This is a genomic window from Streptomyces sp. NPDC051563 (genome assembly GCF_044454225.1).
Classification (GTDB): domain Bacteria; phylum Actinomycetota; class Actinomycetes; order Streptomycetales; family Streptomycetaceae; genus Streptomyces.
Genome location: NZ_JBITDL010000004.1, coordinates 133,327 through 152,540 on the forward strand (window position 1 = coordinate 133,327; position 19,214 = coordinate 152,540).

At 72.5% G+C, this 19,214-nt stretch carries 17 protein-coding genes; 7 read left to right on the forward strand and 10 right to left on the reverse strand.

Annotated features, from left to right (window positions below):
• Positions 1-123: 123 nt before the first annotated feature.
• From whiA to ACIA8F_RS06605, 6 genes are all read right to left on the reverse strand, one after another.
• The gene (whiA, locus tag ACIA8F_RS06580) at positions 124-1,125 is read right to left on the reverse strand and encodes a DNA-binding protein WhiA (protein WP_112449750.1); all 1,002 of its coding nucleotides are present in this window, start codon (positions 1,123-1,125) and stop codon (positions 124-126) included.
• Positions 1,116-2,180 carry a uridine diphosphate-N-acetylglucosamine-binding protein YvcK gene (gene yvcK / locus ACIA8F_RS06585; protein ID WP_399377118.1) on the reverse strand — a complete coding sequence of 355 codons (1,065 nt, stop codon included), beginning with the start codon at positions 2,178-2,180 and terminating at the stop codon, positions 1,116-1,118. Before yvcK ends, whiA begins: the two co-directional genes overlap by 10 nt.
• Positions 2,177-3,172, reverse strand: a complete 996-nt coding sequence (gene rapZ / locus ACIA8F_RS06590; protein WP_399377119.1) for an RNase adapter RapZ — start codon at positions 3,170-3,172, stop codon at positions 2,177-2,179. The genes yvcK and rapZ overlap by 4 nt, the downstream gene beginning before the upstream one ends.
• Entirely contained in the window at positions 3,169-5,202 is a 2,034-nt protein-coding gene (gene uvrC, locus ACIA8F_RS06595) for an excinuclease ABC subunit UvrC (protein WP_399377121.1), read from the reverse strand. The genes rapZ and uvrC overlap by 4 nt, the downstream gene beginning before the upstream one ends.
• A gap of 96 nt (positions 5,203-5,298) precedes the next feature.
• A complete protein-coding gene (locus ACIA8F_RS06600; RefSeq protein ID WP_399377122.1) occupies positions 5,299-6,153 on the reverse strand; it encodes a hypothetical protein in 855 nt (284 codons plus the stop codon).
• A gap of 4 nt (positions 6,154-6,157) precedes the next feature.
• Complete coding sequence (locus ACIA8F_RS06605; RefSeq protein ID WP_399377124.1) at positions 6,158-6,802, reverse strand: papain-like cysteine protease family protein; 645 nt, start codon at positions 6,800-6,802, stop codon at positions 6,158-6,160.
• Positions 6,803-7,051: 249 nt separating this feature from the next.
• On the opposite strand from ACIA8F_RS06605, the gene ACIA8F_RS06610 reads away from it, so the two are divergent.
• Entirely contained in the window at positions 7,052-8,050 is a 999-nt protein-coding gene (locus ACIA8F_RS06610) for a hypothetical protein (protein WP_399377125.1), read from the forward strand.
• Positions 8,051-8,097: 47 nt separating this feature from the next.
• Here ACIA8F_RS06610 and ACIA8F_RS06615 read toward each other — a convergent pair whose 3' ends face one another.
• Positions 8,098-8,529 (reverse strand): Rieske (2Fe-2S) protein, encoded by a 432-nt coding sequence (locus ACIA8F_RS06615; RefSeq protein ID WP_399377127.1) that lies wholly within the window; start codon positions 8,527-8,529, stop codon positions 8,098-8,100.
• A gap of 108 nt (positions 8,530-8,637) precedes the next feature.
• Here ACIA8F_RS06615 and ACIA8F_RS06620 point away from each other — a divergent pair, with 108 nt between their 5' ends.
• Positions 8,638-9,567, forward strand: coding sequence for a carbohydrate kinase (locus tag ACIA8F_RS06620; protein WP_399377128.1), 930 nt, complete (start codon positions 8,638-8,640; stop codon positions 9,565-9,567).
• Here ACIA8F_RS06620 and ACIA8F_RS06625 read toward each other — a convergent pair.
• Positions 9,542-10,147 (reverse strand): TetR/AcrR family transcriptional regulator, encoded by a 606-nt coding sequence (locus tag ACIA8F_RS06625; RefSeq protein WP_399377130.1) that lies wholly within the window; start codon positions 10,145-10,147, stop codon positions 9,542-9,544. The genes ACIA8F_RS06620 and ACIA8F_RS06625 overlap by 26 nt on opposite strands.
• Before the next feature lie 98 nt (positions 10,148-10,245).
• On the opposite strand from ACIA8F_RS06625, the gene ACIA8F_RS06630 reads away from it, so the two are divergent.
• Entirely contained in the window at positions 10,246-10,896 is a 651-nt protein-coding gene (locus tag ACIA8F_RS06630) for an NAD(P)-dependent oxidoreductase (protein WP_399377131.1), read from the forward strand.
• 115 nt (positions 10,897-11,011) lie between these two features.
• A complete protein-coding gene (locus tag ACIA8F_RS06635) occupies positions 11,012-11,752 on the forward strand; it encodes a hypothetical protein (RefSeq protein ID WP_399377132.1) in 741 nt (246 codons plus the stop codon).
• 96 nt (positions 11,753-11,848) lie between these two features.
• Here the strand turns inward: ACIA8F_RS06635 and uvrA are convergent, their stop codons facing one another.
• Positions 11,849-14,863 (reverse strand): excinuclease ABC subunit UvrA, encoded by a 3,015-nt coding sequence (gene uvrA / locus ACIA8F_RS06640; RefSeq protein ID WP_399377133.1) that lies wholly within the window; start codon positions 14,861-14,863, stop codon positions 11,849-11,851.
• Between the two features lie 187 nt (positions 14,864-15,050).
• Between uvrA and ACIA8F_RS06645 the strand changes: the two genes are divergently transcribed.
• The 3 genes from ACIA8F_RS06645 (at position 15,051) to ACIA8F_RS06655 (ending at position 17,905) form a co-directional block, all read left to right on the forward strand.
• Complete coding sequence (locus ACIA8F_RS06645) at positions 15,051-15,740, forward strand: maleylpyruvate isomerase family mycothiol-dependent enzyme (protein WP_399377134.1); 690 nt, start codon at positions 15,051-15,053, stop codon at positions 15,738-15,740.
• 9 nt (positions 15,741-15,749) lie between these two features.
• Positions 15,750-16,406, forward strand: a complete 657-nt coding sequence (locus ACIA8F_RS06650; RefSeq protein ID WP_399377135.1) for an MBL fold metallo-hydrolase — start codon at positions 15,750-15,752, stop codon at positions 16,404-16,406.
• A 182-nt stretch (positions 16,407-16,588) separates the two neighbouring features.
• Entirely contained in the window at positions 16,589-17,905 is a 1,317-nt protein-coding gene (locus tag ACIA8F_RS06655; protein ID WP_399377345.1) for an MFS transporter, read from the forward strand.
• A gap of 16 nt (positions 17,906-17,921) precedes the next feature.
• On the opposite strand, the gene ACIA8F_RS06660 is transcribed toward ACIA8F_RS06655, so the two are convergent.
• Positions 17,922-19,139 carry a serine hydrolase domain-containing protein gene (locus ACIA8F_RS06660; protein WP_399377136.1) on the reverse strand — a complete coding sequence of 406 codons (1,218 nt, stop codon included), beginning with the start codon at positions 19,137-19,139 and terminating at the stop codon, positions 17,922-17,924.
• Positions 19,140-19,214 lie beyond the last annotated feature (75 nt).

Genomic DNA, 19,214 nt, shown 5'->3' on the forward strand with positions numbered 1-19,214 from the left:
TCGTCTGCCACGAAAGCTTCGGACGACAGGCTCACGACCAGCCCATGCTCATGTCAATGGGGCATACCGGAAAGGGCCCGCACGAGTGATCGTGCAGGCCCCTTCCGGCGGTGCTTCTTCTGCTCAGCCGGCCATGTTGTCGGCCAGCTCCTCGCTGTCGCTGAGGTCGAGGTTCGACTCGGTGCCCGGGATCCCGAGGTCCTGGGCCCGCTTGTCGGCCATCGCCAGCAGGCGGCGGATCCGGCCCGCGACCGCGTCCTTGGTCAGCGGCGGGTCGGCGAGCGCGCCCAGCTCCTCCAGGGAGGCCTGCTTGTGCTCCATGCGCAGCCGGCCGGCGGCGGCGAGGTGCTCGGGGACCTCCTCGGCGAGGATCTCCAGGGCCCGCTGGACCCGTGCTCCGGCGGCCACCGCGGCCCGCGCCGAGCGGCGCAGGTTGGCGTCGTCGAAGTTGGCCAGGCGGTTCGCGGTGGCGCGCACCTCGCGCCGCATCCGGCGCTCCTCCCAGGCCAGCACCGAGTCGTGGGCGCCGAGCCGGGTCAGCAGGGCGCCGATGGCGTCCCCGTCCCGTACGACGACCCGGTCCACGCCGCGGACCTCGCGGGCCTTCGCGGCGATGGAGAGCCGGCGTGCGGCGCCCACCAGGGCCAGGGCGGCCTCCGGACCGGGGCAGGTGACCTCCAGGGAGGAGGAGCGCCCCGGCTCGGTCAGCGAGCCGTGGGCCAGGAAGGCCCCGCGCCAGGCCGCCTCGGCGTCACAGGTGGCCCCGGAGACCACCTGCGGGGGGAGACCCCGGATCGGACGGCCGCGGCCGTCCACGAGGCCGGTCTGGCGGGCGAGCTGGTCGCCGCCGGCCACCACGCGGACCACGTACCGGTTGCCCCGGCGCAGGCCGCCCGGAGCCATGATCACCAGATCCGAGGAGTGCCCGAAGATCTCCAGGATGTCCTTGCGCAGGCGGCGGGCCGCGATCCCCGCGTCCAGTTCCGCCTCGATGACGATCCGGCCGCTCACCAGGTGCAACCCGCCCGCGAACCGAAGGATCGCCGAGACCTCCGCCTTCCTGCAGCAGGTGCGGGTGACAGGCAGGCGGGCGATCTCATCCTTCACCGCGGGCGTCATCGCCATGGGCCGATCCTTCCATGCATCCGAAAAATACGGTCGTACGCGGCGGCCAGCAGCTCCGGATCGTGCTTCGGAGAGCCGTCCAGCCTGGCGACCGGCGCCAGCTCGACCGCGGCACCGAACCGTTTTGCGGCATCGGAGAGGGACTCGCGATCGGGCACGGCAGCCTGATCGGCAAGCACCACGTCCAGGGCGAGTTTAGGGGCGTGTCGGGCCAAAACCTCCAAATGACGCTGCGGAGAGAAGCCCTCTGTTTCGCCGGGTTGTGGCGCGAGGTTCAGCGAGAGCACCCTCCGGGCCTTCGTCTCGATGAGCGCGTCGAGCAGTTCGGGCACCAGCAGGTGCGGAATCACCGAGGAGAACCACGACCCCGGACCGAGCACGACCCAGTCCGCGTCCAGCACCGCCGCGACCGCTTCGGGCACCGCCGGCGGATCGCTCGGCACCACCTGCACCGAGAGCACCTCGCCGGGGGTCAGGGCCACGGTGGCCTGCCCCCGTACGGTGTCCACGTCCTCGGGGCGCGCCGGATCGTGCCCCTTGACCAGGGCCTGGAGCTCCAGGGGGACGGCCGACATCGGCAGCACCCGGCCCTGGGCGCCGAGCAGTTTGCCGACGAGGTCCAGGGCCTGGACCGGGTCGCCGAGCTGTTCCCACAGCGCGACGATCAGGAGATTGCCGACGGCGTGCTCGTGCAGGTCGCCCTGGGACTGGAAGCGGTGCTGGATGACCCGCGACCAGGTCTGGCCCCAGTCGTCGTCCCCGCACAGCGCGGCCAGCGCCTTGCGCAGGTCCCCGGGCGGCAGGACGCCGAGCTCCTCGCGGAGCCTGCCGCTGGAGCCGCCGTCGTCGGCGACGGTGACGACGGCCGTCAGCTCGCCCGTGATCCGGCGCAGGGCGGTCAGCGAGGCCGAGAGGCCCATGCCGCCGCCGAGCGCCACGACCTTGGGTGCGGCGTGGGCCTCGCCCCGGCGCAGGCCCGTACGGCCCGTGCCGCCCTCGACCTTGCCGGTGGTGAGCCGGCGCAGACGGCGGAGCCGCATGGTACGTCCGGTCACTCGCGCCCCATGTCCCTGTGGACGACGACGGTCTCGACTCCTTCGGAGGCGAGGCGGGCGGCGAGCTTCTCCGACATGGCGACACTGCGGTGCTTGCCGCCGGTGCAGCCGACGGCGATGGTCACGTACCGCTTGCCCTCGCGGCGGTAGCCGGTGGCGATGAGCTGGAGCAGCTCGGTGTAGCGGTCCAGGAACTCCTTGGCACCGGGCTGGCTGAAGACGTAGCCCGACACCTCCTCGTTCAGGCCGGTGAAGGGGCGCAGCTCCGGGACCCAGTGCGGGTTGGGGATGAAGCGGCAGTCGACGACGAGGTCGGCGTCGACGGGGAGCCCGTACTTGTAGCCGAAGGACATGACGGTGGCCCGCAGCTCGGGCTCCTCGTCGCCGGCGAACTGGGCGTCCATCTTGGCGCGCAGCTCGTGCACGTTCAGGCTGGAGGTGTCGATGACCAGGTCGGCGTCGCCGCGCAGCTCGCGCAGCAGGTCGCGCTCGGCGGCGATGCCGTCGACGATGCGGCCGTCGCCCTGGAGCGGGTGCGGGCGGCGGACCGACTCGAAGCGGCGCACGAGGGCGTCGTCCGAGGACTCCAGGAAGACGATCCGCCGGGTGACCCCGCGGGCCTCCAGGTCGGCGAGGGATTCGCGCAGCGCGTCGAAGAACTGGCGGCCGCGGACGTCGACGACGACGGCGATGCGCGCCACGTTGCCCTGCGAGCGGGCGCCGAGTTCCACCATGGTGGTGATCAGCGCGGGCGGGAGGTTGTCGACGACGAACCAGCCGAGGTCCTCCAGACACTTGGCCGCGGTACTGCGGCCGGCCCCGGACATTCCGGAGATGATCACCAGCTCGGGGATGACCGCCTCGGCGGTTTCCCCGGGCTCCACTGTCGTGCCCGTACTCACCTGTGCTCCGTCTCGGTCGTACTCGGATGCGATGTCACGGCCGGAATCCCGGTCGGATCCTCGGTCGTGCAGGGTTTCGCGCTCGGTCATTGCTCGGTCCCCCGATCGGATGCTGCTCCCGCGGACGCGGGGGTCTCATCCTCAATGATCTCCCCGGTCGCCGTATTGACGGCGGGACCGGCGGGAACCGCCCGGGCGAGGGCCACGGCCACGGTCTCGGCCGTCTTGCGGCCTATGCCCGGGACCTCGCAGATCTGGTCGATTGTCGCCTGTCTCAGCTTTTTCACCGAACCGAAGTGCTTGATCAGGGCCAGTCTGCGGCTCTCGCCGAGCCCGGGGACCTCGTCGAGGGGGCCCGCCTTCAGGCGCTTGCCTCGCTTGTTGCGCTGGTACTGGATGGCGAACCGGTGGGCTTCGTCACGGACCCGCTGGAGCAGGTACAGGCCCTCGCTGCTGCGGGGCAGCACCACCGGGTCGTCCTCCCCGGGCAGCCAGACCTCCTCCAGGCGCTTGGCGAGGCCGCACACGGCCACGTCGTCGATCCCCAGCTCCTCCAGGGCCCGCTTGGCGGCGGCCACCTGGGGCTGCCCGCCGTCGACCACGACGAGCTGGGGCGGGTACGCGAAGCGCCTGGGGCGCCCGTCGTCCTCGGGCGTGTCCTGATCGACCTCGCCGCCCGGAGCGGCGCCGGGGGACTCGGGCGACCACTCCCCCGTCTTCAGCTTCTCCTGGAGGTAGCGGCGGAAGCGCCGGGAGATCACCTCGTGCATGGAGCGGACGTCGTCCTGGCCCTCGAAGGTCTTGATCTGGAAGCGCCGGTACTCGCCCTTGCGTGCCAGCCCGTCCTCGAAGACGACCATCGAGGCCACGACGTCGTCGCCCTGGAGGTGGGAGATGTCGAAGCACTCGATGCGCAGCGGTGCGCCGTCCAGCTCCAGCGCCTCGGCGATCTCCTCCAGGGCCCGCGAGCGGGTGGTGAGGTCGGCGGCGCGCTTGGTCTTGTGCAGGGCGAGGGACTGCTGGGCGTTGCGGTGGACGGTCTCCATCAGCGCCTTCTTGTCCCCGCGCTGCGGAATGCGCAGGCTGACCTGGGAGCCGCGCCGCTCGGCGAGCCACTGGCTCAGGGCCGGGGTGTCCTCGGGGAGCGCCGGGACCAGCACCTCCTTGGGGACGGCCTCGCCCTTCTCCTCCCCGTACAGCTGCTGGAGGGCGTGCTCGACGAGCCCGGCGGTGTCGACGGCCTCGACCTTGTCGGTGACCCAGCCGCGCTGGCCCCGGACCCGGCCGCCGCGGACGTGGAAGATCTGCACGGCCGCCTCGAGCTCGTCCTCGGCGACCGCGAACAGGTCGGCGTCGGTGGCGTCGGCGAGCACGACCGCGTTCTTCTCCATGGCCCGGCGCAGGGCTCCTATGTCGTCGCGCAGCCGGGCGGCCTTCTCGTACTCCATCTCCTCCGCGGCCTCGTGCATCTGCTGTTCGAGGCGGGTGAGGTAGGTGCCGGTGCGGCCGGCCATGAAGTCGCAGAAGTCCTCGGCGAGTTCGCGGTGCTCCTCGGGGGTGACCCGGCCGACGCAGGGCGCGGAGCACTTGCCGATGTAGCCGAGCAGGCAGGGGCGGCCGATCTGGGCGGACCGCTTGAACACCCCGGCGGAGCAGGTGCGGACGGGGAAGACCCGGAGCATCAGGTCGACGGTCTCGCGGATGGCCCAGGCGTGCCCGTACGGGCCGAAGTAGCGCACGCCCTTCTTCTTGGGCCCGCGCATGACCTGGACCCGGGGGTAGTCCTCGTTCATGGTGACGGCGAGGGAGGGGTAGCTCTTGTCGTCCCGGTACTTGACGTTGAACCGGGGGTCGAACTCCTTGATCCAGGAGTATTCGAGCTGGAGCGCCTCTACCTCGGTGGAGACCACGGTCCACTCGACGGAGGCGGCCGTGGTCACCATGGTGGCGGTACGGGGGTGCAGCCCGGCGAGGTCCTGGAAGTAGCTGGCCAGCCGCTGGCGCAGGCTCTTGGCCTTCCCGACGTAGATCACCCGGCGGTGCTCGTCGCGGAACTTGTAGACCCCCGGGGAGTCGGGGATCTGTCCCGGCTCGGGGCGGTAGCTGGAAGGGTCGGCCATGCCAACCACCCTACTGTCGCCCGCCGACAACCGGGGCTCGGCCCCGCAGGGTCCGGCCGCCCGGCGCGAGGCCGGGCGGGCGAACCCCTCGGGTGGCTACGCCCGCACCACCCGCTGCCGCCGGGCGCGCCGGGCGGCCACCGCGCCGGCCGCGCCCAGCGCCAGGGCCACGGCTCCGGCGGTCATCGGGAGTCCGGCGGAGGCGGACCCGGTCGGGGCCTTGCCGACGGCCGTGTCGGCGGCCGTGACCGTGGCTTCCGTGGGGGCGAAGCCACCGGCCTTGCCGGACTTGCCGTAGTCGGATCCCGGCAGCTTGTCCCCGTAGGCCTTCACGACCCGTGCCCGGTAGGCGGTCAGGCTGGTGCCCCGGGCGCCGACGGCGGTCGTGGCGTCCTCGTCCAGGGGCAGCACCTGCTCACCCCCGGCCACGTACCAGGCGTCGATCTGCGGTTCGCGGAACACGGTCCCGCCGGGCAGTTTCGCCGCGCCGAGCTGTGCGTAGCGGAACTCGTCGTCGCCGGTGGCGATGTTCACCACCTGCCAGCCCGCCGCGGTCTTCGCCGTCCACAGGGCGGCCTGCTGGCCGTCCGAGGAGACGGCCTTGCTGGCGAGGAACTCCAGCCGGGCCACGCTCGCGCCGGCCTTCCCCGCGACGAACTCCGGCGAGAGGTAGTGCACGGGCACCGTCTCGCCCTCGATGCGGGGCTGCGCGGCGGCGAGCGAGACCTTGCCCTCGCGGGCGAAGAACCGGGACAGGGTCGCGAGGGTGTCGGGGGCCGCCGCCGTCCGCGCCGCGGCGGCCAGGTTCTCGGCGGTGGCGTTCTGGGGCTGCGGAACGGGCGCCGCGGAGGCCTGGGTGGGGGCCAGGACCAGGACGGCGGTCGCGGCGACGGCCGCGGCGGCGAGGCGGCGGTTCATGAGGCGGGGAGCCACGAGGCGACGGGGATTCATGAGGTCACGCCCCGATCCGGTAGAGCGAGTGGGTCCAGGAGAAGGTGCTGTTGTCCACGTACCAGGCGTGCGAGGCCCAGTTGTAGCGGTCGCTGGAGGGCCACGGGTCTCCCCAGTACACCCAGCTGTTGGCGGTGTCGTAGCCGTAGATCACGTGCATGTGGCCGCCGCCGTTGGACCACTGGATGCGGGTCTCGACCGGGCGGTTGGCGTTGATCTCGGTCTGCACGGTGGAGTACTGGAGCCAGCCGGTCACGTAGGAGCCGGAGTTGATGCCGGCCCAGCGCAGGGCGGTCTGCACGTTGGCCAGGTTGGCCTGGTTGTTGGGGCAGTCGTAGCCCTGCTGGCGGTTGAAGGCCGCGTTGCAGAACTGGTTCTGGCTGTAGGTGCGGCCGAACCAGGTGGCGATGGTGTTGCCCGAGGCGGCCCAGCACCAGTTGGTCTTCTGCTGGGCCTGCATGGTGATGTTCAGCCGCTTGGACGCCAGCGCCGAGGTTTCGGCGGGGGCGGCGGCGGTGGAGACGGCGGCGGTCGTGGTGCCCGTACCGGTGCCGGCGGCGGTGGCGGCAGCGGTGGGCAGGACCATCAGGACGGTGAGCAGGGCGGTGAGGAAGGCGGCCAGGGTGAGCCGCCGGTTTCTGTTGCGCATCGCGTTCCTCCCGAGGTGGGGAGTGGGGGTGGAGGAGCGCGTCCGGACGCTGTGGAGGAGCATCGGGGTGTTGTCGGGAACAGGTCAACACGCTTCAATACGGCGTGACATCGCGGTGTGAACGGTGGGGCCAGTGTGTGAACGTCCGCCGTCGTCCCACCCGGACCGACCTGGAACCACCGGGACCACCGGCGTCACCCGCCGGACCGCCCGCACCCCGTCGCGTGAACGTTCACAGGAGGAGCCGCCATGCGGTCGAGCGCGAACGGCACCTTCCCGGCCGGCGCCCCCGCGGACGGCCCCCCTTCGGACGGCGCCCGCGCGGACGGCGCCCGGGAACTGCCGCACCTGCTGCGCGACGGCCCCTTCCACCTCGCGCTCCGCGCCGCCCTCACCGCCCGCGGCCTGCCCCTGCACCGGGTGCAGCACCGGCTCGCCGCCCGTGGCATCAAGCTCGGGGTCACCAGCCTCAGTTACTGGCAGCAGGGCGCCCGGCGGCCGCGCCGTCCCGAGTCCCTGAAGGCCGTACGGGCCCTGGAGCAGATCCTGGAACTGCCCGAGGGCGCCCTGCTGCGGCTGCTGGCCGCGCCGGATCCCGCCGCGGCCGCGACGGTCCGGCCGCCCGCGCGCTCGTACCGGGCGCTGTTCAGCGTGGGCGGAGCCGTGGAGGCCCTGCTGGCCGGCATGGAGCTGCCCGCCGACGGCGGCCTGCACACCGTCGGCCACCACGAGCGGGTGCGGATCGGGCCCGCCGGGGAGCTGCTCGGCCGCGAATCGCAGCACGTCGTACGGGCCCACCGGGACGGGGTGGACCGCTACATCGCGGTGCACCACGGCGACCCGGGCTGCGATCCGGAGCGGATCGGGGTGCGGGCCGTCGAGAACTGCCGGACCGGGCGGATCCGCCGCCACCCCGAAGCGGAGCTGGTCGTCGCCGAGCTGCTCTTCGACGCCCGGCTGCGCGCCGGGGACACCTACGTCTTCGGCTACGGCTTCGAGGACGGCACCGCCGGCCGCAGCAGCGAGTACGTGCGCGGCTTCAGCTACACGGGCGGGCAGTACGTGCTCCAGGTCCGCTTCGACGAGGCCGCGCTGCCGGTGCGCTGCCGCCGCTTCACGCGCAGCGGGCCGGACGCGCCGCGCGGGCGGCTCGCGGACCTGAACCCGAGCGGGCCGCACCGGGCCGTGCACCTGGTGGAGCAGGGGGTGCGGCGGGGGATCCTGGGGATCGGGTGGGACTGGGAGTGAGCTCCGGCGGGCTTCTCCGGCGGGCTCCGGTGCGGCCGTCGCGCCCGTCAGCCCGCGATGAGCTTGCCGCCCTCGACCTTCACCGGCACCTCCGGCAGCGGGTCGGTGGCCGGGCCGCGCACGGCCTGGCCCGTGGTCACGTCGAAGCGGCTGCCGTGGCAGGGGCAGTTGCCCTGACCCTCGACGATCTTGTCCAGCACACAGCCCGCGTGGGTGCACTGGGCGCTGAAGGCCTTGTACTGGCCGGCCTCGGCGCAGCTGACGACGAGCTTCTTCTCCCGGAACAGCTTCGCGCCGCCGACCGGAACCTCGGCCGCCGTACCCAGCTCGACGGGCTCGGCAGGGACCGCCGGACCGCCGGAGCCGCTGTTGGTCTCGGTGGAGCAGGCGGTCAGCGCCGCACCGCCGCCGACGGCTCCGGCGATCGCGGCGGCGCCCTTGAGGACGGTACGGCGGGCGGCGGACTGCGAGGCGGACATGAGGTGCTCCTGGAGTGAGGGCGGCGTACGGATGCGCCGTGGCCGGACCCGGCCGACCCGGGCGGGCCCACCCGACGATACCCGCGCCCGATGGGGTAACTTCCCCGCGTGATCGTCGTCGGTGGAGAAGCCCTGATCGACCTGGTGCCCGCCCCGGAGCCGCCGGGCGCCCTGCTGCCGCGGCCGGGCGGCGGACCGTACAACACCGCGCTCGCGCTGGGCCGGCTCGGTGCACCGGTCGCCTTCTGCTCCCGGATCTCGACGGACGGCTTCGGCGCCTCGCTGCTCGACGGGCTGCGCACGGCCGGGGTGGACCTCTCGCTGGTCCAGCGCGGGCCGGAGCCCACCACGCTGGCGGTGCCCTCGCTGGCCCCGGACGGCTCGGCGGCGTACGGGTTCTACGTCGAGGGCACGGCCGACCGGCTGTTCCGGCTGCCGCCCGCGCTCCCCGAGGGGGTACGGGCCCTCGCGCTCGGCACCTGTTCGCTGGTGCTGGAGCCGGGGGCGAGCGCCTACGAGGCCCTGCTGCGCCGGGAGGCCGGGCGCGGGCTGCTGACCCTGCTCGACCCCAACATCCGCCCGGCACTGATCGCCGACCCGGCGGCCTACCGGGCCCGCTTCCTGTCCTGGCTGCCGTACATCGGCGTGCTGAAGCTGTCGGAGGAGGACGCGGCGTGGCTGGGCGGCCGCCCCGGCGACTGGCTGGCGGCGGGCCCCTCGGCGGTGGTGCTCACCCGCGGGGCCGGCGGCCTGACCGTGTGGACCCGGGAGGGGGCCGAGCACTCGGTGCCCGCCCGCCCGGTCGCGGTGGTCGACACCATCGGCGCGGGCGACACCGTGAACGCGGCCCTGCTGCACCGGCTCACCGCCTCCGCGCCGGGGGCGGAGCGCGGACCCTGGCGCGGACCCGGCCCGGGGCCGGTCGACTGGCCCGAGGTGCTGTCCTACGCCGCCGCCGCGGCCGCGCTGACCTGCACCCGGGCGGGCGCGGAGCCTCCGTACGCCCGCGAGCTCAGCGCAGGGCGGCCCACACCGTAGCGGCCACCGCGGGGGCGAACTCCTCGACCGGTCCGACCGTGTCGGGGCCGGAGAAGTGCAGGAAGAAGGCCCGCTGGAAGCAGGCGCCGAGCAGCAGTGCGGCGGCGGCCGCCGGGTCGGCGCCGGGGCGCAGCCGGCCGCGTTCGAGCTCGCGGACCAGGTGGCCGGTGAGGGCCTCCAGCACCACGTGCGGACCCGCGCCGATGCTCCGCACGCCCTCGCGGTGGCGGGTGAGCAGGACGGGGTCGGCGAAGAGCGAGCCGGACATGGGCATGGCTTCGGCGTAGAAGAGCGAGGCGTACCGGGCGATCTCGGTCAGCCGCTCCTCGACCGGCTGGTCCCCCGGGTCGGTGGTGAGGGCCGCCATCATCGCGCCGGCGTTGGGGCGGCGCTCCAGCAGCACGCGGACGAACAGCTCTTCCTTGTTCGCGAAGTACTTGTACAGCGCGGCCTCCGAGCAGCCGGCCTCCCGGGCGATGGCCTTCGTGGTGGCGTTGGCCAGGCCCGTCGTGCGCATCAGCGTTTCGGCGGCGTCGAGCAGGCGCTCCGGGGTGGACCGGCTTGACTTGGGGGTGAGCATTCACTCACCATAACGGAAGCGGGGGGTGAGTGAATACTCACCCACTCATCCGCTGTCATGCGCCACACGTCATGCGTCACGCGAATGTGGGAGCCAGGATGAAACTCACGGTGTTCGGAGCCACGGGCGGGACCGGCCACGAGGTGGTCCGCCAGGCCCTCGAAGCGGGTCACGAGGTGACGGCGGTCGTCCGCGACCCGGCGCGACTGGACGTACCGGCGCACGAACGGCTGCGGGTGACGGTGGTGCCGGACCTGTCCGACGAGGACGCCCTCGTGCGGGTGCTGGAAGGGCAGGAGGCGGTGGTCTCCGCGCTCGGCCCGGCGAGCAACAAGCAGGCCAGGCTCACGCCGGTGGCGGGGCCGGCCCTGCGGTCGATCGTCTCCGCGATGGACCGGGCCGGGGTGGGCCGCCTGTCGGCGGTCAGCGCGGCGCCGGTGGGTCCGCTGCCGCCGCAGGAAGGGGTGTTCAGCCGGATGCTGGTCTACCCGCTGCTGCGCAGGGCGCTGCGCGACGTGTACGCGGACCTCGCGGTCATGGAGGCGGAGATCGCCGCCGGCCGTACGCAGTGGACGGTGATCCGCCCGCCGCGGCTGCTGAACCGCCCGCGGACGGGCACGTACCGGCGGGCGGTCGACGCCAACGTCCCGGGCGGCAAGGTGATCGCCCGGGCGGACGTCGCGGACGCCCTCCTGGCCTCCCTGTCCGACCCGTCGGCCGCGGGGCACGCCATCGGCGTCGCCGCCTGACGACCTCGCGCACGGCCCTCCGCCGGGCGGGCGCCCGCGCCCGTCCGGCCGGAACCCGCCCCCGAACGGCGGTTCCCGTCGTGCGGGGCGGGCTCCCGCCCGGGAGGGTGACGGCATGGGCCACTGGTGGTACCGCAATGTCCTGGAGCCGGGGAAGCTGCCGATGCTCCTCGCGCTGTCGGCGTTCGTCACCGCCTTCGCCGTGACCCGGGTCATCACCCGGATGATCCGCGCGGGCAAGGGTCCGTTCCGCAACGTCACTCCGGGCGGGCTGCACGTCCACCACGCCGTTCCGGGAGTGATCCTGATGACCGTCGGCGGGTTCACGGGCATCGCCCAGGCCGGCCGGTCGGGGTGGGGGGCCGCGGTGGCCGCGGTGCTGTTCGGGATGGGGACGGGGCTGGTCCTGGACGAGTTCGCCTTGATCCTGCACCTGAGCGACGTCTACTGGACCAAGCAGGGCACGATCAGCATCGAGGTCGTGATCATGACCGCGGCGCTCGCGGCGCTCCTCCTCTGCGGGTTCCTCCCGCTGGGGGTGGACGGGCTGACGCCCGACGAGGAGCGCAACCGGCTGACGGCCGTCGCCACGGTGGTGCTGAACCTGCTGTGCGCGGTCGTGGCCCTGTTCAAGGGGAAACCCCGGATGGCCGTGCTCGGCGCGGTCGTTCCGCTCATCGCGATGGTGGCCGCGGTGCGGCTGGCCCGGCCGGCGTCCCCGTGGGCCCGCCGCCTCTACGGCGGCCGGGCCAGGACCCGCGCCCGGGCCCTCAAGCGGGCCTACCGCCACGACCGGCGCTGGAGCGGCCTGCGGCGCCGGGTGGACTACCTCATCGGCGGCGCACCCAGCCAGTAGAAACGGGGAGGCGGCGCCGCTCCCGACACCGGGACCGGCGCCGCCTCCCCGTACTCCTGGGGCTACGAGAGCTACGAGCTACGGCAGCTACGAGGGCTACGCCTTGCGCGCCCGCGTGGCCTTCTTCGCGGGCGCCGCGGCCGCCGGCTTCTGCGCCACGGCCTTCTTCGCCACGGCCTTCTTCGCGGCAGCGGCGGGGGCCGCCGCCTTCTTCCGGGCGGCCGTCTTCTTCGCCGGCCGGGCCGGCTCGGAGGCCGCGTCGGAGATGCGGTCCGGGCCGAGGATGTCCCGCAGGAACTTGCCCGTGTGGCTCGCGCCCACCGAGGCGACCTGCTCCGGCGTGCCCTCGGCGACGACGAGGCCGCCTCCGTACCCGCCCTCGGGGCCCATGTCCACGACCCAGTCCGCGGTCTTGACGACATCGAGGTTGTGCTCGATGACGATCACCGTGTTGCCCTTGTCGACCAGCCCGGACAGCACCTTGATCAGCTTCGAGATGTCCTCGAAGTGCAGGCCCGTCGTCGGCTCGTCCAGGACGTACACCGTCCGCCCGGTCGACCGCTTCTGGAGCTCCGAGGCCAGCTTCACGCGCTGCGCCTCGCCACCCGACAGGGTCGGCGCCGACTGGCCGAGGCGGACGTACCCGAGCCCCACCTCGTTCAGCGTCTTCAGGTGCCGCGAGATCGTCGGAACGGCCTCGAAGAAGCCGGCGGCCTCCTCGATCGGCATGTTCAGGACCTCGGCGATGGACTTGCCCTTGTAGTGGACCTCCAGTGTCTCCCGGTTGTACCGGTCGCCGTGGCAGACCTCGCAGGGGACGTACACGTCCGGCAGGAAGTTCATCTCGATCTTGATCGTGCCGTCGCCGGAGCAGTTCTCGCACCGGCCGCCCTTCACGTTGAAGGAGAAGCGGCCCGGCAGGTAGCCGCGCACCTTCGCCTCCATGGTCTCCGCGAAGAGCTTGCGCACGTGGTCGAAGACGCCGGTGTACGTGGCCGGGTTGGACCGGGGGGTCCGGCCGATCGGCGACTGGTCCACGTGCACGACCTTGTCGACGAGGTCGTCGCCGTCCACCCGCGTGTGCCGTCCCGGCACCGACCGCGCGCCGTTGAGCTCGCGGGCGAGGTGGGTGTACAGGATGTCGTTGACCAGCGTCGACTTACCGGAGCCCGATACGCCCGTCACCGCCGTGAGCACGCCCAGCGGGAAGGACACGTCGATGTCCCGCAGGTTGTTCTCCTTGGCGCCGTGGACCGTGAGCTTGCGCGACGGGTCCACGGGGCGGCGGAGGTCCGGGAGCGGGATGGACCGCTTGCCGGACAGGTACTGGCCGGTGATCGACTCCGGGTTCTTCAGCAGGTCCTTCAGCGAGCCGCTGTGCACGACCTTGCCGCCGTGCTCGCCGGCGCCCGGGCCGATGTCCACGACCCAGTCGGCCACCTTGATGGTGTCCTCGTCGTGCTCGACGACGATGAGCGTGTTGCCCATGTCCCGCAGCCGCACGAGGGTCTCGATCAGCCGGTGGTTGTCCCGCTGGTGCAGGCCGATGGAGGGCTCGTCCAGCACGTACAGCACGCCCACCAGGCCGGAGCCGATCTGGGTGGCGAGGCGGATGCGCTGGGCCTCGCCGCCCGAGAGGGTGCCGGCGGCGCGGTTGAGGGAGAGGTAGTCCAGGCCGACGTCGACGAGGAAGCGCAGCCGCTCGTTGACCTCCTTGAGGACCCGCTCGGCGATCTTCTTGTCGCGGGCGTCGAGCTTGAGGCGCCCGAGGAAGTCCGCGCACTCGCTGATCGACATCGCGGCGACGTCGGCGATCGAGCGGTCCATGACCGTCACCGCGAGCACGATCGGCTTGAGCCGGGTGCCCTGGCAGGTGGGGCAGGGCACTTCGCGCATGTAGCCCTCGAAGCGCTCCCGGCTGGCATCGCTCTCGGACTCCGAGTGGCGCCGCTTCACGAACGGCACCGCGCCCTCGAAAGCCGTGGTGTAGGCCCGCTCGCGCCCGTACCGGTTGCGGTAGCGGACCTCGATCTGGGTCTTGTGGCCGTACAGCAGGGCCTTCTTCGCCCGCAGCGGCAGTCCGGCCCACGCGATGTCCGTGCGGAAGCCGAGCTCCCCGGCGAGCGCGCCGATCAGCCGCTGGAAGTAGTCCTTGGTGTGGCCGAGCGACCACGGGGAGACCGCGCCCTCGTCCAGGGACTTGTCCTCGTCCGGGACGATCAGCTCCGGGTCCACCTCCATGCGCGTACCGATGCCGGTGCACTCGGGGCAGGCGCCGAAGGGCGAGTTGAAGGAGAAGGAGCGCGGCTCCAGCTCCTCGAAGGAGAGGTCGTCGTACGGGCAGTAGAGGTGCTCGGAGTACATCCGCTCACGCTCGGGGTCGTCCTCGGCGAGGTCGACGAAGTCCAGGATGACCATGCCGCCGGAGAGCCCGAGGGCGGTCTCCACGGAGTCCGTCAGCCGGCGCTTGGCGCTGTCCTTGACGGTGAGGCGGTCGATGACCACCTCGATGGTGTGCTTCTCCTGCTTCTTCAGCGTGGGCGGCTCGGAGAGCTGGATCGTCTCCCCGTCCACCCGGGCACGGCTGTAGCCCTTGGTCTGGAGGTCGGCGAAGAGGTCGACGAACTCGCCCTTGCGCTCGCGCACCAGCGGCGAGAGCACCTGGAAGCGGCTGCCCTCGGGCAGGGCGAGCACCTTGTCGACGATCGCCTGCGGCGACTGCCGCGAGATCGGCCGGCGGCACTCGGGGCAGTGGGGCTTGCCGATGCGCGCGAAGAGCAGGCGGAGGTAGTCGTAGACCTCGGTGATGGTGCCGACGGTGGAGCGGGGGTTGCGCGAGGTGGACTTCTGGTCGATGGAGACGGCCGGGGAGAGGCCTTCGATGAAGTCGACGTCGGGCTTGTCCATCTGGCCCAGGAACTGGCGGGCGTACGAGGAGAGCGACTCGACGTAACGGCGCTGGCCCTCGGCGAAGATCGTGTCGAAGGCCAGGGAGGACTTGCCCGACCCGGAGAGTCCGGTGAAGACGATGAGCGAGTCGCGCGGCAGGTCAAGAGAGACGTTCTTGAGGTTGTGCTCGCGAGCGCCACGAACGATGAGACGGTCGGTCACGCCGGTCCGCACCTTTCTTGAGAGAGCGGGGGCACTGGCCCCCGTCCCAGGGTATTGGGGGGCGCCTCTGCGGTGGAGTGGGAGACTGGACTCCGAGCGTATAGCACGTGCATTCGATTTCTGGCACTCCGCAGCCCTCTTCACCCGATCGTGTGGCGAGGGCCCCTCGGCCACTAGGCTCGCCCGCATGATTGATCATGCGCACGACCTGCGTTCCGTACGTGAGGCCACCGATCGGCTGCTGACCGCGGCCGCGAAGCTGGACAACGCTTCCCTGGCCGAAGAGTCACGTCTCCCCGGCTGGAGCCGCGGACACGTCCTGGCCCACCTCGCCCGGAACGCGGACGCCCTGGTCGAGGTCTTCGAAGGCCGCCCGATGTACGAGAGCGCCACCTCCCGGGAATCCGACATCGAGCGCGATGCGGGGCGTCCTCTGCTGGAACAGCTCAAGGACGTCCGGAATTCCGCGGACCGCTGGCAGGACGTCGCCGCACGTCCGCAGGACTGGACCCGCACCGTGGAACTGCGCAACGGGGTCACCGACAGCGCGGCCCGGGTGCCCTTCCGGCGCCTCATCGAGGTCGAGCTGCACCACGTCGACCTGAACATCGGCTACGAGCTCTCCGACCTCCCCGAAGAGTTCACCGGCCGGGAGATCGAGTTCCTCGCCGAGCGCTGGTCGGGACGCCCGGAGGTGCCGCCCACGGCCCTCTCCGCCACCGACGGGCGCCACTGGCGCACCGGCTCCGCAGGCGACCCGGCCGTCACCGTCACCGGCACCGCCGCCGCGCTCCTGGGCTGGCTGGCCGGCCGCGCGGACAAGGGAGCCTCCCTGACCACCGAGGGCGGACCGCTGCCGGTCCTCCCCCCGCTCTAGGATCGGTCCATGACGTACAGCGGAGCGGTCAAGGTCGGCGGTCCGGCCGACGTGCACGAACTCTCGGACCTGATGATTTCCAAGGTGGCGGTGGGGGGCATGAACAACAACGCCTACCTGCTGCGCTGCCGGTCCACCGACGAGCAGCTACTGATCGACGCGGCGGCGGAGCCGGAGACCCTGCTGAGCCTGATCGGCGAAGGCGGCATCACCGTCGTGGTCACCACCCACCAGCACGGCGACCACTGGGGCGCACTGGCGGACGTGGTCGCGGCGACCGGCGCGCGGACCTACGCGGGCCGCTACGACGCGGAGGGCATCCCGGTCCCCACCGACGTGCCCGTCGAGGACGGGGACACGATCACGGTGGGCCGGGTCACGCTGACCGCCCGCCACCTGGTCGGCCACACTCCCGGGTCGATCGCGCTGGTCTACGACGACCCGCACGGCCACCCGCACGTGTTCACCGGCGACTGCCTCTTCCCCGGCGGCGTCGGCAACACCTGGGGCGACCCGAAGGCCTTCGTCCGGCTCGTCGACGACGTGGAGCGCCAGCTCTTCGACCGGCTGCCGGACGAGACCTGGGTCTACCCCGGCCACGGCAACGACACCACGCTCGGCGCCGAGCGTCCCCACCTGGCCGAATGGCGCGAGCGCGGCTGGTAGCGGACGGCGCGGGGAGGCCCGGACCGTCAACCTCGCGCCGGGCCGCACTCCCTTCCGGTCATTGATGGCCGAACGCACGTCCTGGGGCCGCGGGGCAGGGTAATTGCTGCACCATGCAACAAGACCCCTCCCCCGCGGCCCCCGCCGTTCCCCCTGCCGTACCCGCCTCCCCGGCCCCCTCGATGCTCCGGCTCGCCGCGGCCTCCCTCGTCGGCACCGCCATCGAGTTCTACGACTTCTTCGTCTACGGCACCGCCGCCGCCCTGGTGCTGGGCCCGCTCTTCTTCCCCTCCTTCTCCCCGCTCGCCGGCACCCTCGCCGCCTTCGGCACCTTCGGCGTCGGCTTCCTCGCCCGGCCCCTCGGCTCCGCCGTCTTCGGCCACATCGGCGACCGCTACGGCCGCCGCCCGGTGCTGCTCGGCTCCCTGCTGCTCACCGGCCTGGCCACGGTGGCGGTGGGCTGCGTGCCCTCGTACGCCTCCATCGGGACGGCCGCACCGGTCCTGCTGGTCCTGCTGCGCTTCCTCCAGGGCCTCGGCCTCGGCGGGGAGTGGGGCGGCGCGGTGCTGCTGACCTCGGAGCACGCCCCCGAAGGGCGGCGCGGACTGTGGTCGAGCTTCCCGCAGATGGGCCCGGCGGTGGGGTTCCTGCTGGCCAACGGCCTGATGCTGACCCTGTCGGGCACGCTGTCCGACGGGCAGTTCGCCGCCTGGGGCTGGCGGGTGCCGTTCTGGGTGGCGGGGCTGCTCGCCCTGACCGGGCTGTGGCTGCGCCGCTCGGTGGAGGAGACCCCGCAGTTCCGGGCGCTGACGGAGACCGGCCGCAAGGCCGAGGCCCCGCTGGCCGAGGTCCTGCGGGGCCACTGGCGCCTGCTCCTGCTGACCGGCGGGGCACTGGCCGTGGGCTACGCCGTCTTCTACGCGGTCACCACCTGGTCCCTCGCGTACGCCACCGAACACCTGGGCGTCCACCGCTCCGTCATGCTGGCCTGCATCATGGTGGCCGTCGCCCTCAAGGGGGCGGCCACCCCCGTGATCGCGGTGCTCGGCGACCGCTACGGCCGGCGCCCCCTGTGCCTGGCGGGCTGTACGGCCTCGGCGCTGTGGATGTTCCCCTTCGTGGGGCTGCTGCGCACCGCGGACCCGCTGCTGATGACCGTGGGCCTGTTCGGCGCCCTGCTCGGCATGGTGACGATGTTCGCGGTGGTGGGCGCGTACCTGCCCGAGCTGTACGCCCCGCGGATCCGCTGCACGGGCGCGGCCGTCGGCTACAACCTCGGCGGGGTGCTGGGCGGTGCGCTGACCCCGATCGTGGCGACGGCGCTGGCCGACGGCTCCGGCCCGCCGTGGGCCGTCGCCGTGTACCTGACGGCGATCGCCCTGGTCTCGCTGGCCTGCTTCGCACTGCTGCCGGAGACCAACCCCTCGGTCGTACGGCAGCGGACGGGCGGGGCCGCGGACGCGGAGAAGGAGGCGGCCGGGGCGGCCGCCCCCGTGTAGCCCCGCCCGCCGGCCGCTACTTGGTCTCCACCGGCTTGTGGCCCGGGTACAGGTGACCGGGGGTGACGATGCCGGTGACCGCCTCGCCGAAGAGGGTGCTGGGCTCCTGACCCTTGTACAGGTCGTCGGTGGTGAGCAGGACGACCATGGTCGCCTGCTCCTCCGGCAGGTAGACCGTGAGCGTCTCGTAGCCGGGGAGCGAGCCGTTGTGGCCGAGCCAGCCCTGGACGTTGAAGATGCCGAGCCCGTAGCCGTCGCCGGGGATGATGCCGATCGGCTGGGTCTTCAAGCGCTCGGCCTGCGTCGCGGGGGTGAGCAGCGTGCCGGTGGCCAGGGTCTTGGCCCAGCTGCGCAGGTCCTGGAGGTCGGAGGCCATCGCTCCGGCCGCCCAGGCCCAGGACGGGTCGAGGTGGGTCGCATCCACGATCTTCCCGCCGGGCAGGTCGTTGGTGTAGCCGTTCGCGTGCGGCTCGGGGAAGTCCGTACCGCGCGCGAGGACCGTGCGCTCGCTCAGCCCCGCGGGTCCGACCACGTCCTGGGCGATCACCTCGTGGAGCGGCCGGCCGGTGATCTTCTCCACGAGCAGGCCGAGCAGGATCAGATTGGTGTTGGAGTACTCGAACTTCGCGCCCGGCTCGAAGTTCACCGGGTGCTTGAAGGAGATGTCGAGCAGCTGCTGCGGGGTGAACACGGAGGTGATCTTCGCGTCGAAGCCCGGGTCCTCGCTGTAGTTGTAGAGCCCGCTGCGCATGCCCGCGAGTTCGCGCAGGGTGATGCGGTCCCCGTTAGGGACGCCGGTGATGTAGTTGCCGATCGGGTCGTCGAGCGCGAGCTTGCCCTGGTCGACGAGTTGCAGGAGGGCGGTGACCGTGAAGGTCTTGGTCTCGCTGCCGATGCGCACCCCGAGATCGGGGGTCATCGGTGCGCCGGTCGCCTTGTCGGCCACGCCGAAGGACTTCACATAGCTGCCCTTGCCGGGTGCCCACAGGCCCACGGTCACGCCCGGAACCTTCGTCAGGTCCATCACCTGACGGATCGCCGCGTCCAGTCGGGCCGCAACGGCCGGGGTGAGCTGCGGGAACTCCGTATCGCCGGACGGGGAGGGGGCGGCGGACGCGGACGGGACCCGGACGGTCGCGCCGTACGCGGAGCCCGCGAGGGCCGGGGTGACGAGCAGGCCTGCGGCGGCAGCCGCCACACAGGCCCTGCGCATCCTGATGCGGGTCGGCCTCATGGGTCGGCCTCCTGTCGTACGACGACGAGAGAAACGTTCCACCAGCCTAGGCCCGCACCACCCCGGTCGCGCGGC